13 protein-coding genes and 2 tRNA genes are annotated in these 13,528 nt (G+C 64.5%); 7 read left to right on the plus strand and 8 right to left on the minus strand.

Annotated elements, in window-relative coordinates; translation table 11 throughout:
• Positions 1 to 72: 72 nt before the first annotated feature.
• Positions 73 to 1,311 (minus strand): MFS transporter, encoded by a 1,239-nt coding sequence (locus ABIB95_RS08855; protein ID WP_063982448.1) that lies wholly within the window; start codon positions 1,309 to 1,311, stop codon positions 73 to 75.
• 159 nt (positions 1,312 to 1,470) lie between these two features.
• Here ABIB95_RS08855 and ABIB95_RS08860 point away from each other — a divergent pair, with 159 nt between their 5' ends.
• Positions 1,471 to 2,721 (plus strand): NupC/NupG family nucleoside CNT transporter, encoded by a 1,251-nt coding sequence (locus ABIB95_RS08860; RefSeq protein WP_354238770.1) that lies wholly within the window; start codon positions 1,471 to 1,473, stop codon positions 2,719 to 2,721.
• Positions 2,722 to 2,837: 116 nt separating this feature from the next.
• Here the strand turns inward: ABIB95_RS08860 and ABIB95_RS08865 are convergent, their stop codons facing one another.
• Together ABIB95_RS08865 and ABIB95_RS08870 are read right to left on the minus strand one after the other, a co-directional pair.
• Positions 2,838 to 3,377 carry a cupin domain-containing protein gene (locus ABIB95_RS08865; RefSeq protein ID WP_208087553.1) on the minus strand — a complete coding sequence of 180 codons (540 nt, stop codon included), beginning with the start codon at positions 3,375 to 3,377 and terminating at the stop codon, positions 2,838 to 2,840.
• A gap of 160 nt (positions 3,378 to 3,537) precedes the next feature.
• Positions 3,538 to 3,825 carry an usg protein gene (locus ABIB95_RS08870; protein WP_014494242.1) on the minus strand — a complete coding sequence of 96 codons (288 nt, stop codon included), beginning with the start codon at positions 3,823 to 3,825 and terminating at the stop codon, positions 3,538 to 3,540.
• A gap of 378 nt (positions 3,826 to 4,203) precedes the next feature.
• Here ABIB95_RS08870 and ABIB95_RS08875 point away from each other — a divergent pair, with 378 nt between their 5' ends.
• From ABIB95_RS08875 to ABIB95_RS08885, 3 genes are all read left to right on the plus strand, one after another.
• Positions 4,204 to 4,518: a co-chaperone GroES gene (locus ABIB95_RS08875; protein WP_008139213.1), complete on the plus strand. Its 315-nt coding sequence runs from the start codon at positions 4,204 to 4,206 to the stop codon at positions 4,516 to 4,518.
• A 44-nt stretch (positions 4,519 to 4,562) separates the two neighbouring features.
• On the plus strand, positions 4,563 to 6,203 hold the full coding sequence (groL, locus tag ABIB95_RS08880) for a chaperonin GroEL (protein WP_071912538.1): 1,641 nt from the start codon (positions 4,563 to 4,565) through the stop codon (positions 6,201 to 6,203).
• A gap of 180 nt (positions 6,204 to 6,383) precedes the next feature.
• Positions 6,384 to 7,001, plus strand: a complete 618-nt coding sequence (locus ABIB95_RS08885; RefSeq protein WP_354238772.1) for an SEL1-like repeat protein — start codon at positions 6,384 to 6,386, stop codon at positions 6,999 to 7,001.
• 96 nt (positions 7,002 to 7,097) lie between these two features.
• Here ABIB95_RS08885 and lepB read toward each other — a convergent pair whose 3' ends face one another.
• The 5 genes from lepB to ABIB95_RS08910 all read right to left on the minus strand — a co-directional run bounded on the left by lepB (position 7,098) and on the right by ABIB95_RS08910 (position 10,665).
• Positions 7,098 to 7,844: a signal peptidase I gene (lepB, locus tag ABIB95_RS08890; RefSeq protein WP_354238774.1), complete on the minus strand. Its 747-nt coding sequence runs from the start codon at positions 7,842 to 7,844 to the stop codon at positions 7,098 to 7,100.
• 163 nt (positions 7,845 to 8,007) lie between these two features.
• The gene (locus ABIB95_RS08895) at positions 8,008 to 9,159 is read right to left on the minus strand and encodes a slipin family protein (protein ID WP_354238776.1); all 1,152 of its coding nucleotides are present in this window, start codon (positions 9,157 to 9,159) and stop codon (positions 8,008 to 8,010) included.
• Between the two features lie 339 nt (positions 9,160 to 9,498).
• Positions 9,499 to 9,564, minus strand: a tRNA-Asn gene (locus ABIB95_RS08900).
• A gap of 4 nt (positions 9,565 to 9,568) precedes the next feature.
• Positions 9,569 to 9,638: transfer RNA gene (locus ABIB95_RS08905), tRNA-Phe, on the minus strand.
• A gap of 193 nt (positions 9,639 to 9,831) precedes the next feature.
• Positions 9,832 to 10,665: a LysR family transcriptional regulator gene (locus ABIB95_RS08910; RefSeq protein WP_354238778.1), complete on the minus strand. Its 834-nt coding sequence runs from the start codon at positions 10,663 to 10,665 to the stop codon at positions 9,832 to 9,834.
• Positions 10,666 to 10,792: 127 nt separating this feature from the next.
• On the opposite strand from ABIB95_RS08910, the gene ABIB95_RS08915 reads away from it, so the two are divergent.
• The 3 genes from ABIB95_RS08915 to ABIB95_RS08925 all read left to right on the plus strand — a co-directional run bounded on the left by ABIB95_RS08915 (position 10,793) and on the right by ABIB95_RS08925 (position 13,511).
• Positions 10,793 to 11,386, plus strand: a complete 594-nt coding sequence (locus ABIB95_RS08915; protein WP_354238780.1) for a cysteine hydrolase family protein — start codon at positions 10,793 to 10,795, stop codon at positions 11,384 to 11,386.
• A gap of 12 nt (positions 11,387 to 11,398) precedes the next feature.
• The gene (locus ABIB95_RS08920; protein ID WP_354238782.1) at positions 11,399 to 12,037 is read left to right on the plus strand and encodes a glutathione binding-like protein; all 639 of its coding nucleotides are present in this window, start codon (positions 11,399 to 11,401) and stop codon (positions 12,035 to 12,037) included.
• Positions 12,038 to 12,146: 109 nt separating this feature from the next.
• Complete coding sequence (locus ABIB95_RS08925; protein WP_354238784.1) at positions 12,147 to 13,511, plus strand: caspase family protein; 1,365 nt, start codon at positions 12,147 to 12,149, stop codon at positions 13,509 to 13,511.
• The last annotated feature ends 17 nt before the right edge of the window (positions 13,512 to 13,528 follow it).

Consider the following 13,528-nt stretch of genomic DNA (forward strand, 5'->3'; position numbering starts at 1 on the left):
GAGACCACGCCTCCACGGCAGCAGTCTGGATTGCTTCGCTGCGCTCGCAATGACGGATGATAGAGCGGAGCCCTACTCCAAACTCTCCACCTGCCGCAGCGCCGGAAACAGCTTCATCCACAGCAGCGCGACCGCGACGGTGCAGACGCCGCCGAGCACGGCCGCAGGCATGGCGCCGAGCAGCGCGGCTGCGACACCGCTCTCGAACTGGCCGAGCTGGTTGGAGGCGTTGATGAAAAGGAAGTTCACCGCGCCGACGCGGCCGCGCATTTCGTCGGGGGTTGAGAGTTGCACCAGCGAGAAGCGGATCACGACGCTGATCGTGTCGGCGGCGCCCAGAATGGCGAGCGACAACACCGACAGCCACATCCACGACGACAGCGCGAACACGACCGTGGCGACGCCGAACACGATCACAGCCTGGAACATGCGCAGGCCCACATGCCGCGAGATGGCATGACGCGCCAGCACCATGGTCATCAGCAGCGCACCGACCGCGGGCGCGGCGCGCAAGATCCCGAGCCCCATCGGGCCGGTCTGAAGGATGTCGCGGGCATAGATCGGCAACAGCGCGGTGACGCCGCCGAACAGCACGGCAAACAGATCGAGCGAGATGGTGCCGAGGATCGCCGGGTTGCTGCGGATGAAACGAACGCCGGCGAAGATGTTGTCGGCGTCCGTCCCCTCCTTGGAGACCGCCTGCGGGCGCGGCCGGATGAAGCCGGTCAAAATCATCCCGAGAATCCAGAACAGCAGCATCACGGCATAGGCAAGATGCGGCGCGACCGCGTAGGCAAAGCCGCCGAGCGCCGGACCGGTGATGGTCGCGACCTGCCCCGCGCCGCTCGCGACTGCGGTTGCGCGCTGGAGCGATCCCTGCGGCGCGATCAGCGGCAAGAGAGCCGCGGTGGTCGGGCTCTCGAAGGCGCCGGCAATGCCGAGCACGAAGGTCGCGATGAAGATCTGCACCTCGCTGACCAGGCCGAGATAGGTGATGATCGCGAGATAGAGCGCGGTCGCGGCTTCCACGAGCTGGCAGAGCTGGACCACGCGCTTGCGCTCGAAACGGTCGGCGGCGTGGCCGGCGACGAACACCAGAAGCGCGGTGGGCAGGAACTGCACGAGGCCGACCATGCCGAGATCGAAGGCCGAGCCGGTGAGATCATAGATCTGCCAGCCGATCGCGACCGCCGCGATCTGGCTGGAAAAGCGCGACAGGCTGCGCGAGAGCAGGAAGAACAGGAAAGCGCGGTGGGCGAGGAGCGCGCGGGCACTGACCGGCGGGCTGGCTGATATTGGCTGCTCTGGCATCGCCTCTTGGGTCACCCTGGACCGTCCGCCCCCTGATATCGACGTGCCCCCGCGTGACTGAGGCGCACCTGCTTGTCAACAGCGGGAGGCTCAGGTCATCTCCCGGCATTGCGTTTGCAACGCGGGCGCGGCCATAATCATTGGGGGTTTGGGGACACCATGCTGCGCTTGCAATCGGCACTCGGCATTTTCGCATTGCTGTTGATCGCTTTCGCGTTGGCAGAGAATCGCCGCGCCGTATCGCTGCGGCAGGCTGCGATTGGCCTCGTCGCGACCTTCGTCACCGCGGCTGTCCTCCTGAAAGTGCCCGTCGTCGCGCGCGCCTTCGGCGCCATCAACGACGCGGTCGGCGCGATCTCCGCGGCCTCGCGCGCCGGCTCCTCCTTCGTGTTCGGCTATGTCGGGGGCGGTCCCCTGCCCTTCGATCTGAAGGTGCCGGGCGCCGATTTCATCCTGGCGTTCCAGGCGCTGCCGATCGTGCTGGTCATGAGCGTGCTGACGACGCTCTTGTTCTACTGGCGCGTGCTGCCGCCGGTCGTGCGCGGCATGGCCTGGCTGCTGGAGCGGACGCTGGGCGTCGGCGGCGCGGTCGGGCTCTCGACCGCGGCCAACATCTTCCTCGGCATGGTCGAGGCACCGCTGTTCGTGCGGCCCTATCTGGCGCAGATGACGCGCAGCGAATTGTTCCTGGTGATGACCGGCGGCATGGCCGGCATCGCCGGCACGGTGCTGGTGCTCTATGCGACGCTGCTGGCGCCGCTCATTCCCGATGCCGCCGCCCATTTCGTCATCGCCTCGGTGCTGGGCGCGCCGGCCGCGATCCTCGTCAGCCTGATCATGGTGCCGGAGACTTCAGACAAGCGCACCGGCGGCGCGCTGGAGGATCCTGAGATGGACGTCTCCGGCCCGATGGATGCAATCGTGAAGGGGACGAGCGCGGGGATCGAACTGCTGATCAACATCGTCGCCATGCTGCTGGTGCTGGTGGCGCTGGTCTATCTCGTCAATGCCGTCCTCGGCCTGCTGCCCAATATCGGCGGCGCCGCGCTCTCGCTGCAGCGGCTGCTCGGCCTCGTGATGGCGCCGGTGTGCTGGCTGATGGGATTGCCCTGGGACCAGGCGGTGACCGCCGGTAGCCTGATGGGCACCAAGACCGTGCTCAACGAGCTGATCGCCTATGTCGACTTCTCAAAACTGCCGCCCGATACGCTCGATCCGCGCTCGCGCCTGATCATGCTCTACGCAATGTGCGGCTTCGCCAATTTCGCCAGCCTCGGCATCATGATTGGCGGCTTAGGCGTGATGGCGCCGGAGCGGCGCGAGGAGATCAACGCGCTGGGATTGAAGTCGATCGTGTCCGGAACGCTGACGACGTGCCTGATGGGCGCGGTCGTGGGGGTGTTGAGTTAGGCTCTCTCCACCGTCATTCCGGGGCGCCGCGAAGCGGCGAGCCCGGAATCCATCGGGCGTCAGCACATGCCGAGAAATGGATTCCGGGCTCGCGCTGCGCGCGCCCCGGAATGACATCAGGCCTTCAACTCCACCGTCCTGAACTCCGCCGGCAAGATCACCTCCAGCAGCTCCACGTCATCCGAATAGTCCAGGATCATGTGCTTGATCTTCGGCGGCTGGGTCCAGGCGCTGCCTTCCTTCATCAAGGTCTCGCCCTGGCCGTCCATGTAGGTCTTCACCCAGCCCTTGAGCACGTAGACCATCTGGAATTCGACGTCGTGGAAGTGCAGCTTCGACACCTCGTTCGGATCGCAGGGGCCTTGCAGGCGGATCACGTGGGCTTGCGCGAGGCCGTGGCTGGCTTCGGCGATGCCGAGGTCGCGATACTTTGCGTAGGCGCGCAGGCCGTCGGCCTTGAAGTCTTCCTCGCGGTGATGACTGATGGCGATGCGCTGCTTGGGACGGGCGGCCTTTTTCGGAGCGGCCTTTGCCGGTGTCGTGCGCGCCTTCGCCTTCACCGCCTTGCGCGCTGAGGATCGTGCCACGGCCTTGGCTCCGCTCCGCTTCTTCACCGCGGCCTGGGCTGCACTGCGCGATTTTGTTTTCTTGGCCATGGGCCGCCTCCCTGTTGTTATAGGCGGAGGCTAGCACAGAACGAGATATCGTAGGGTGGGCAAAGCGAAAGCGTGCCCACCATTGCCAGATGCAATCGTGGAGAGATGGTCGGCACGGCGCGAGCGCGCCTTTGCCCACTCTACGATGCCGGCGCGCTGTTCAATGCAGCCGGAACACGCCATCCACGGCGCGCAGCTCGGCCGGCTTGATCAGCTTGGAATGCGCGACGGTCACCGAATGGAGCGGACCGTCGAGCTTCTCCTGCCAGAACGCCAGGAAATCCTTCAGCGCCGGAAATTTCGGAAACATGTCGTAGTTCTGCCAGACGTAGGTCTGGAGAAGCGAGGGATGATCGGGCATCCGATAGAGAATTTGCGCCGTCGTCAGCCCGTAACCCAAAAGCTGTTTCCGGAAATCTTCGGAAACGCCCCCACTCCGCAAGCCCATGCCAACCTCCTTTGCAGGAGCGCATTCAAGGGGCGGCTTGGTCGGTGTGCGCCTTACGAGCCACCCGATACTGATGCGCTCACATGAGAGAAATGTGACGCAAACTGACAATCCATCTCAAGCCTAAAAGTTTAACAAGCTGTTGAAATTCAATGCTTTAGCAGCAGAGGCGGCTCCGTGCTAATACGGTCACCGGGCGGGTTAACGATGGTAAAGAGATTCTGGCACCCGGGCCTTCAGAGTGCCGATTTTTCTGCTAGAAGCCCTTGCCCCCGCAAAATTCCTGTCCTATTTCAGCCTCGCCTGTGCTAGCACTCGTGGGCACAGACTGCTAACGCCAAAAAATTCCCATACCGTGCAACTACTTAGGAGGACTGCATGAAATTCCGTCCGCTTCACGACCGCGTCGTGGTCAAGCGTATCGACGCAGAAGAGAAGACCGCCGGCGGCATCATCATTCCCGACACTGCCAAGGAAAAGCCCTCGCAGGGCGAAGTCGTCGCCGTCGGCCCCGGTGGCCGCGACGAAGCTGGCAAGCTGATCCCGATCGACCTGAAGGTCGGCGACCGCGTGCTGTTCGGCAAGTGGTCCGGCACTGAAGTCAAGATCGACAACGTCGACCTGCTGATCATGAAGGAAAGCGACATCATGGGCGTCCTCGACGTCCCCGCTTCCAAGAAGAAGGCGGCCTAAGAGCCCCCTCTCCCCACCAGCTAAACACCTAAGGAAAAATCCAGATGTCAGCTAAAGAAGTCAAATTCGGCGTCGATGCACGCGACAAGATGCTGCGTGGCGTCGACATCCTCGCCAACGCCGTCAAGGTGACGCTCGGCCCCAAGGGCCGCAACGTCGTCCTCGACAAGTCGTTCGGCGCTCCCCGCATCACCAAGGACGGCGTCACCGTCGCCAAGGAGATCGAGCTCGACGACAAGTTCGAGAACATGGGCGCGCAGATGGTGCGCGAAGTCGCCTCCAAGTCGGCTGACGCGGCCGGCGACGGCACCACCACCGCAACCGTGCTCGCGGCTGCGATCGTTCGTGAAGGCGCAAAGTCGGTTGCCGCCGGCATGAACCCGATGGACCTGAAGCGTGGTATCGACCTGGCCGTAGAAGCCGTGGTCGCCGACCTCGTCAAGAACTCCAAGAAGGTCACCTCGAACGACGAGATCGCCCAGGTCGGCACCATCTCCGCCAACGGCGATGCCGAAATCGGCAAGTTCCTCTCCGACGCCATGAAGAAGGTCGGCAACGAGGGTGTCATCACCGTCGAGGAAGCCAAGTCGCTCGAGACCGAGCTCGACGTCGTCGAGGGCATGCAGTTCGACCGCGGCTACATCTCGCCCTACTTCGTCACCAACGCCGACAAGATGCGCGTTGAGATGGACGACGCCTACATCCTCATCAACGAGAAGAAGCTCTCCTCGCTGAACGAGCTGCTGCCGCTGCTCGAGGCCGTGGTGCAGACCGGCAAGCCGCTGGTCATCGTCGCCGAGGACGTCGAAGGCGAAGCGCTTGCGACCCTCGTCGTGAACCGTCTGCGCGGTGGTCTGAAGGTCGCGGCCGTCAAGGCTCCGGGCTTCGGCGATCGCCGCAAGGCCATGCTGCAGGACATCGCGATCCTGACCGGCGGCCAGGCGATCTCGGAAGATCTCGGCATCAAGCTCGAGAACGTCACGCTCAACATGCTCGGTCGCGCCAAGAAGGTGATGATCGACAAGGAGAACACCACGATCGTCAACGGCGCCGGCAAGAAGGCCGACATCGAGGCGCGCGTGGCCCAGATCAAGGCGCAGATCGAGGAGACCACCTCGGACTACGACCGTGAGAAACTCCAGGAGCGTCTCGCCAAGCTCGCAGGCGGCGTCGCGGTGATCCGCGTCGGCGGCGCGACCGAGGTCGAGGTGAAGGAGCGCAAGGATCGCGTTGATGACGCGATGCATGCGACCCGCGCGGCGGTCGAGGAAGGCATCGTCCCGGGCGGCGGCGTCGCCCTGCTCCGTGCCTCCGAGCAGCTCAAGGGCCTGCGCACCAAGAACGACGACCAGAAGACCGGCGTCGAGATCGTGCGCAAGGCGCTGTCGGCTCCCGCTCGCCAGATCGCGATCAACGCCGGTGAAGACGGTTCGGTGATCGTCGGCAAGATCCTGGAGAACAAGACCTACGCTTACGGCTTCGACTCCCAGACCGGCGAGTACGTCAACCTGGTCACCAAGGGCATCATCGACCCGACCAAGGTGGTCCGTACCGCGATCCAGAACGCAGCCTCGGTTGCCGCGCTCCTGATCACCACGGAAGCCATGGTCGCCGAGCTGCCCAAGAAGGGCGGCGCCGGTCCGGCGATGCCCCCGGGCGGCGGCATGGGCGGCATGGACTTCTGATCCAGCCGTTCAGATACGATACGGAATGCGAAACCCCGGCAGCGATGCCGGGGTTTTTGTTTTGGGGCGGCGCCCCGATGCAACGCCTTGTGGCGACCTGCGAGCGCACCTACAATTCAAAGGTGTATCCTTCGGATCACTAATGCTGCAGGATCCCGTGGAGCCCTGACGAGAATTGCAATGCCGCACCGCAAGATACGTCCGCTGCTGGCAGCCCTTGTCATCATCTCCGCTGCGGGCCTTTCCGCGCCGACGCCCGTAGACGCGGCGGACAACAATGACGCGATTGGGAAGATGGAAGGGACATGGCCGGATTGGCTTCCGCGAGCCGAGCAATGCCCCGCTGACTCCATGCCGGCGAACGCGGGCGCACCTGCTTTTTCGATCGAAGGATGCTCGGCTGCGGCGGAGCAGTGCCTTGATCGCTGTCGGGCGGGCAACGCGAGCGACTGCTACGCAGCCGCACTCGTCGTCCAGCGGATGATCAAGACCGGGCCGCTCTCCGATGCGCTGTTTCTGAGGGCCTGCAAGCTCGGCGTTGCTTCAGGCTGTACGAACGTTGCCGCCAGCATGGAAGACAGCGGCGACTATGCCTGTCCCAATCGGACGTATGAACTGGCATGCGGCCGAGACGATCCCTGGGCATGCACGATGATGGGATTTCACTTGATCAAAGGTATCGGCGTCGAAAAGAACAACGACCGGGCGCGGCGTTTCTTGGCGAAATCCTGCCGCTTTGGCGACACGGACGAAGCCTGCGCAAAAGCGAAGGCCTTTCTGAAAGAGATTGGCGACTGAAGGGCTCAGCCCGACGACCTTCGGGAAACGAACCTTGCGGACGAATGAATTCCGGGCTCGGCGCTACGCGCCGCCCCGGAATGACGGCGGCGCCCCTCACCACACCTTCCCCAGCCGCTCCATGTGCGGCTCGCCGTCTTCGTCGAGCGACCAGATGATCCGCGTCACCTTGCCGATGAGATTGTCCATCGGGATGAAACCCATCACTGACATCAGCCGGCTGTCGGACGAGTTGTCGCGGTTGTCGCCGAGCGCGAAGAAATGGCCGGGGGGCACCGTGAAGACGTCCGTGTTGTCGAGATAACCGTTGTCGACGCAGTCGTAGGTTATGTAGGACGCGCCGCTCGGCAGCGTCTCGCGCCAGCGCTTGACCTTCGCGCCATCATCGGTGCCGCAGGCAGAGCCCGCGGGCACCTCCTTCAGAGGGACGCGCGTCACGGGGCGATCGTTCAGGATGAGTTGCCCCTTCCGCATCTGGATGCGGTCGCCTGGCAACCCGACCACGCGCTTGACATAGTCGGCCGAAGTCCCCTTCGACGAGCGGAATACGACGACGTCGCCGTGTTCCGGATCGGCGGCCCGGAAGCGGCCCGAGATCCATGACGGCGCGAACGGAAAGGAATAGCGGCCGTAGCCATAGGCATATTTTGCGGCGAAGACGTAGTCGCCGACGACCAGCGTCGGGGTCATCGAGCCGGAAGGGATGTTGAACGGCTGATACAGGAAGAAGCGAAACAGGAACGGCGGCGACCACAGCACCGGGATCAACAGGATCAGGACGACGATCGCTTTCCATTCCCGCGGCCGGGCCGTAGAGCGGATCGTTTGCTGAAGAGTGGTCATTCGCTTGCTATGATCGAGATTGTGGTCGTCACCGTGAGATTACGCAACCTTCGCGCGCGTGCAATACCCACTCATAGTTTTGGTCGCACGGGCGCGCGCACGCGTTCATCGCAAGCGTCGACAATGGAGATGTGAAGGGCCGCCCGTGGGCGGCCCTTCTGCTTCATGCGCTCTCGGGCGCCTTCAGGCGCACGAGCCGGGTCAGGAGGGCATCGAGGCCCTCGCCGTTGCCGGCATGGAGGTCGATGCGGCCGACCTTCTCGACCAGCCGCTCCAGCGACTCCAGCTCCTTGAGCCGCAGCAGCAGGGGGTTCTCCTCCATCAGGCGGGCGGTGTTCAGGAGCGAACGCGTCGCCGCGGTCTCCTCCTGCCGGCGGATCAGGTTCGCCTTCGCGACCCGCTCCGCCTCCACCACCTTGTTCACCAGCTCCCGGATCTCGCCGGGCAGGATCACATCCTTGACGCCGAGCTCGGTCACCTCCACGCCGGACTCCGCGACGCGTGCACGCACATAGTCGCGCAGCTCCGCATCCAGCGCCGCCTTCGCAGACAGCACCTCGTCCAGCGTCCGGCCCGCCACCGCCTCGCGGATCGCGAACTGCACCAGCCGGTACAGCCACGCATCCACGTCGGGCACGGTCGCAACCGTGCGCTCGGGATCGACGATCCTGCGGAACGCCGTCAGCGTCACCCGCAGCGCGATGCGATCCTTGGTCAGCATCTCCTGCGCGGTGATCTCGACCGCCTGGGGCCGCAGGTCGAGGCGCTTCACCTCGATCTTGCGGCCGACGGTCCAGAAGGCGTGCCGGCCGGGCGCAAGCCGCTCCACGAGCCGGCCCTCGACATAGAGCAGGCCCGCCTCGTGGTTCTCGACCACCGCTTCCATCACGACGGTCGAGCGGTTGCGCTCGATCATGGTCAGGTGCCGCGCGCCAACCCGAGGATCGGCGGACACATCGATGCGCTCGACATCGATGCGGGTCGCGACCTTCCAGTAGACGCGCGCCTGCCAGGGCGTCATCAGATGCACGGGCCGGCCGTCGAGGCTGACGATGGCGATCTCGTCCGCCTTGGTCTCGATCGCCTCGAACAGCTCAGCGGCCAGATCAGGCCGCGCGGCCTTCAGCACCGCGTAGCGATCCGCAGGGAATTCGCTGCGCACCACGTCGAGCACCTCGGCCTTCAGCTCGTGCAGGGGATCGAACAGCCGGTGCTTGCCGGGCGCGAGCAGGCGCACGAGCTGTCCGTTGCGCGTGAGCAACGCACGCTCGCCATCCTTCACCGTCACGTTCAACATCAGCAAGTGCCAAGTCATGGCACGCCTCCATCATGTTGCCTCCGGCCGAACGCGGCCGGATAGCGGGTTTCGTTTGCAAAGGACGTGAGGACGCGGACGACGCTTCCCGGGAAAGCGGCGGGCCGGGGCTTGAGCTTGCATGACGACGGGCGTACGCGCGCGATCGCTCGACGCGTGCCGAGCGGTCATGCGGAGCCACCCGGCATCAGCGCAAGCGGTATCGACCCGCGGCGCAAAGCCGGTCTCACAGTGTCTAGGTTCGGACGGAAAGCCTTTCGGCAAAACGGCCGGACTGCGACTGAAGCGCGCGTCCGGTCCTCGTCAGAGGTATCAGCTTTTCAGGCTGAAACGGAGCGCTGGAGCGGGATTCGAACCCGCGACAGGATGAGTAACAGTCATCTGCTCTACCAAACTGAGCTATCCTTTGTGCAAGAGACCGGAATCGAACCGATGCCTTCGGGTGTTCAGCCCGACGCTCTCCATGAGCTACGTCCTGCGTTTGCCCTTCATTCGGCGGAACACGAAACCGCAGAGCGGCCCGCGCCAGTCGGGATCTCAGAGAGCCCGAACCCATGGCCTAGCGAAGGAGGGCGCTAATAGACGAAGCACGTTCGGGTTGCAAGGGGGAAAGCCAAGATTTTTCGTCACGCACTCCGCACTGTGACGCGATGATCACAATGCGATGTGACGTCAACCGCGCGACGTTTCCTGAAAACACGCCCTCACCCAGTCGATCGTGACACGCGTCGCGGGATCGCGCTTGAGGTGGTTTTGCACCAGCAGCCAGGCGTCGCGCCGCTTCGGCAGCAGCGTGGCGCGCAGGCGGCGATCGCCGAGCAAGTCCGCGCAAACATACTCCGGCAACACGCCAGCTGCCCGATGCGCGCGGATCAGGTTACGGATGACGCGAACGTTGTCGGTGACGCAGCGCGCGCGGGCTTGCTTCATGCGCAGGAATTGCATCTCGGGAATGGCACCGAGTTCGTCCGGATAGGCGCACAGCACCGGCTCGTCCTCGGTCGCAACAGGCTCGAAATAATAAATGCGGATCTCGCCGAGCCTGGAGATCGCGAAGTCACCCTTGTCGGGTTTGCGCAGCCGGATGGCGAGATCGGCCTCCCAGCGCGAGAACTTGACGTTCTCGCTCGAGGTGAGGAATTGCAGCGTCAGGCCGGGATTGGCGCGCAGGAAGTCGCTCGCGCGCGGCGACAGCACCTCCTCGGCGAACGTGTTGGTGGAGGCGATGCGCAGGCGTCCCACCGGACCTGCCAGGCTCGCGCCAACGCGACCGATCTCGGCGGCATGTGCGGCCATCGCCTCGACATGCGCCAGCACCGCCTCGCAACTCCGCGTCGGCCTGCGGACGCCGTCGGCGGCCTCGAACAGACGCAAACCGAGCGCACGCTCGATGCGTGATAACCTGCGCCCGACCGTCGTCTCGTCGATGCGCAGCCGCGCGCTGGCGCCCGCGTAGGTGCCCTCGTCCCTGACGGCAGCGATGATGCGCAGATCGTCCCAGTTCATTGCGTCAGGTTATACCGGCCGGGAGCAGCCTGCAATATCGCAGCCACCCGCTGCAATATCCCTGCATATCGGCAGGCATTCCCGGGGCTATGTTTGTCGAGCCTTTTGCCCCGGAGATTTCCAAACCATGACGACCGCAAAGACCCTGCTGCAGCTCGCCGGTGCCGATCTCAACCCGCCGCGTCTTGGCGACGCCGCGCTGGTGCTGATCGATATCCAGAACGAATATCTCGCAGGTCCCCTCGCTTTGCCCGACGCCCGGCCTGCGATCGCGCGGGCGGCTGCGCTCCTGGCACGAGCACGCGAGAGCGGAGCCGCGATCATCCATATCGCCCATCGCGGCAAGGCCGGCAGCCTGTTCGATCGCGGCGCCGACCGCGGCGCCATCGTCGCCGAGCTGAGCCCCCGTGCCGGCGAGCTGGTGATCGAGAAGGAGTTGCCCAATGCATTTGCCGGCACTGATTTGCAGGCGCGCCTTGCCGCAACCGACAGGAAGAACATCGTACTGGCCGGCTTCATGACGCATATGTGCGTCAGCTCCACCGCCCGTGCCGCGCTCGACCTCGGCTTTCGCACGACTGTTGACGCCGATGCCTGCGCCACGCGCGACCTGCCCGACGGCCGCGGCGGCACGCTGGACGCCCGGACCATCCACGAGGTTGCGCTCGCCGAGCTATCCGACCGCTTCGCGATCATCGCGCGCGGCGATGTGCTGAAATAGCGGAGCAACGCGATGCTGCAGCTCTATTTCTCGCCGATGGCCTGCTCGCTTGCGAGCCGCATCGCGCTGATGGAAGCCGGCCTCGATGCGCGCTATCATCTGGTGCATCTCAGGACCAAGACGATCGCAGACGACGACAGCGATTTCCGCGGCGTGTCGCCGAAGGCCGCGGTGCCGGTCCTGGTGCTGGAGAACGGCGACCGGCTGACCGAAAGCGCGGCGGTGCTGCAATACATCGCCGATGCGAAGCCGGAGGCGGGCCTCGCGCCGCGGTTCGGCGATCCCGATCGCTACCGCCTGCAGGAATGGCTGAGCTTCATCGGCGCCGAGATCCACAAGGCATTCCTGTTTCCGACCTTCTGGTACAAGGACGACGGCTCGCTCGCCAAGCCGCGTGCAAGGATCACGCAGACATTGGCGGTACCATCCGCACATCTCGCGGACCGCGAATTCCTCGTCGGTGACCGTTTCACCGTCGCGGATGCCCATCTCGCCTGGGCCCTACTGCTGCTCCGTCCCGCGGGCGTCGACATCGCGCAATGGCCAAGCCTGTCGGCCTATCTCGCGCGCATGCAGGGGCGGCCCAGCGTGCGGGATGCGATTGCGACCGAGATGGAGCTGCGCAAGACGGTGGTGGCAAACCCGGCGTGACAGGATGTCACGGTCGCCAAATCTGACGGGTCCACAGCGAGGGCATTGATACCGACGCGGCATGCGCTAATCTGGGGGATATTTTTCGATATTTCCCTGGAAGGCATTCATGCGTGCTCCTTCTGGAATTTTGCGTCAGTTTTTCCTGACCCTCCTCGCCCTCTGGCTGAGCCTTGGACTGAGCCTTGCCCCCGCATCGGCGGACACGCGGGTCGCGCTGGTGATCGGCAACGGCGCTTATGTCTCTACGGCGCAGCTACCCAACCCGTCGCACGATGCCGAAGACGTCGCAGCCTCGCTCAAGCGCAGCGGTTTCGAGGTGTTCCAGGGTATCGACCTGCGCCAGGCCGACATGCAGGACCTGACCATCCGCTTCGCGCGCGCCGCGAGCCGCGCCGATGTCGCGATGTTCTATTACAGCGGCCATGCGATGCAGTACAACGGCGTGAACTATCTGATGCCTGTCGATGCTGTGCTGACGGATGAGGCGGACCTGAAACGCTTCGTACGTGTCGACGACATCGTGAACGATTTGCAGCAGGCCAAGAATTTGCGCATCCTCGTGCTTGATTCCTGCCGCGACAATCCGCTGGCCGAAACCTTGAAGCGCTCTGCCGGCTCGACCCGCGCCGCCTCGATCGGACGAGGCCTGTCGAAAGTCGAGGCGCCGCGCGGCACGATCGTGTCGTTCTCGACGCAATCAGGCCAGGTCGCCGCCGACGGCGCCGGCCGCAACAGCCCCTACACGACCGCGTTCCTCAAGCACATCGAGGAGCCGCAGGAAATCGGCGACGTCTTTCGCGACATCAGCAGCGACGTCTATGACTCCAGCGGCAAGACCCAGCTGCCGGAGCTCTCGCTGTCGATCATCGGCAAGTTCTACCTGAACGGGCCTGTAACGGTCACGGTCGCGCCGGCGGCCCCCCAAGCTGCACCGAAGGCCGATCCCTGCGCGGCCGCCGAGGCGCATTGGAAGGCTGCTGAGGGCATCGGCACGCTGGGTGCCTTTGAGGATCATCTCGCGAGATTCCCAAACTGCATCTTCGCCACCCTCGCCAAGGCACGCATTGAAGGCCTGAAGCAAAAAGTGGCGGTGGCGCCTTCCGGCAACGCCAGAACCACGGGAAGCAAGGATTTCGACGGCAGCTGGGACGTGACGTTGAACTGCCCGGCTTCCGGCAAGGCGCAGGGCTTCACCAGGCCCCTGGTCGCCACCGTGACCAATGGCGTGTTTCACGCCGAGGTGCAGGGTCCGGGTGGTGTCAATCGGCTGGAGATCGACGGCCAGATCCCGCAGGACGGCAAGACGACCTTGAGCGCACGTGGCACGACGGGGGCGAGCACCTACACACTCAACAACCTCGCGCCCGGCTCTCCTTACGCCTTTACGGTCGATGCGCAGTTCGATCGCACCCGCGGCAGCGGCAAGCGCAACGAGGCGCGTGCCTGCAATTTGGTTTTCGTCAAGCGCTAAGCCGCGCGATGATCGCG

The organism is Bradyrhizobium sp. LA2.1 (assembly GCF_040547725.1).
Taxonomy (GTDB): domain Bacteria; phylum Pseudomonadota; class Alphaproteobacteria; order Rhizobiales; family Xanthobacteraceae; genus Bradyrhizobium; species Bradyrhizobium barranii.